1 protein-coding gene and 1 pseudogene are annotated in these 1,197 nt (G+C 51.5%); one reads left to right on the top strand and one right to left on the bottom strand.

Annotation, left to right across the window (positions count from 1 at the left end):
• Nucleotides 1-207 (top strand): hypothetical protein (locus tag ACTHTU_RS11095; RefSeq protein WP_440362579.1); only part of this gene is annotated, 207 nt, incomplete at its 5' end.
• An 85-nt stretch (nucleotides 208-292) separates the two neighbouring features.
• Here ACTHTU_RS11095 and ACTHTU_RS11100 read toward each other — a convergent pair.
• Nucleotides 293-1,197 (bottom strand): annotated as a pseudogene (locus ACTHTU_RS11100) (hypothetical protein); the annotation flags it as partial.

Raw genomic sequence — 1,197 nt, forward strand, 5'->3', positions numbered from 1 at the left:
TGTACTTTGGCGGCGATGGTTTGGTGTTTCGGTGTATTGGGTGCTTTATGGGTGCGCGGGTTGTTGAGTGGTGTTGCTTTGTGGTTTGGTTTTGGGTGTTGGTTGTGTGGGGGGGTTGTATGTTTTGCTTGTTTTGGGGGTTTGGTGTTTGTTGTTTTGGTTTGGTTGTTGGGGGTGTTGTGGGTTGCGTTGGTTTTGTTGGCGTGATGGTGGTTGTGTTCGCCGCTGTTTGATGGGGAGGCCGCTTTCGGGGTGGCTGTTTTGTTTTTGTCGTGGTAGTTGGGATTGTGTTCTATGTTGGTGTGGCTGTTGGCTTTTTAGTTTGTTGGTGGGTGGGTGTTGGGGGGGTTGGTTTTGGGTGGTGGTGTTGTTGTGGTTTGGGGGGGGCGTGTGGTTTGTGGGGGTGTTGGTTTGTGTTTTTGGGGTGGGTTGTTGGTTGGTGTGGGGGGTTTGTGGGGGGTTTTTGGGGTTGGTTTGTGGGTTGGGTGTGTTGGGTGTTTGTGGGGTGTTGTTGTTTGTGTTGTTGGGGTGTTGGGTGTGGGTGTTGTTTGGGGTAGTGGGTGGTATTTGGGTGGTCGTGTGTAATTCGTATCTGGTTGGTGGTTTGTTGGAGTGTTTGGGGTGTTGTGCTGTGTTGGTGTGTGGGGTGTGTTGTTGTTTGGGTGGGGTTTGTGGGTGTTGTGGTGGTGGTTGGTGGGTGGGTGTTTTGGTTGTTGTGGTGGGGGGGGTGGTTGGGTGTTTTGGTGGTGGTTTTGGTGGGGTTGGTTGGGGGTGTTGTTGGGTTTTGGGGTGTTTGGGTGGGGTTGTTTTTGGGTGGTTTTTTGCTTTTGTGGTTGTGGTGTTTTGTGGCTTGGGTGGTGTTGTTTGGGTTGTGGGGTGTTGTGGTTGTGGGGGTGGGGGGTTGTTTGGGGGTGGTTTTGTCTGGGTGTTTGTGTTTGGGGGGTGGTGGAGGGTCTTGTTTGAGTTTGTTGTTTGGGCTGTTGTTGTGTGTTTGGTTGCTGGTGGTTTTTTGGGTGGTTTTTTGTTTTTTTGGGTTGTTGTTGTTTGTTTTGTTGGGTTTTGTTGGTTGGGGGGTGGTGGGTTGGGTGGTGGGGGGGTTTTGGGGGTGTGTGGTGGTGTTGGGTGGGGTTTTGGTTTTTTGTTTTGGGTTGTTGTTGGTGGGTTTTGTGTGGTTGGGGGTTGTGTGTGGTTTTTGGT

The sequence above is a fragment of the Neisseria sp. P0020.S005 genome (assembly GCF_051957055.1).
GTDB lineage: Bacteria > Pseudomonadota > Gammaproteobacteria > Burkholderiales > Neisseriaceae > Neisseria > Neisseria subflava_A.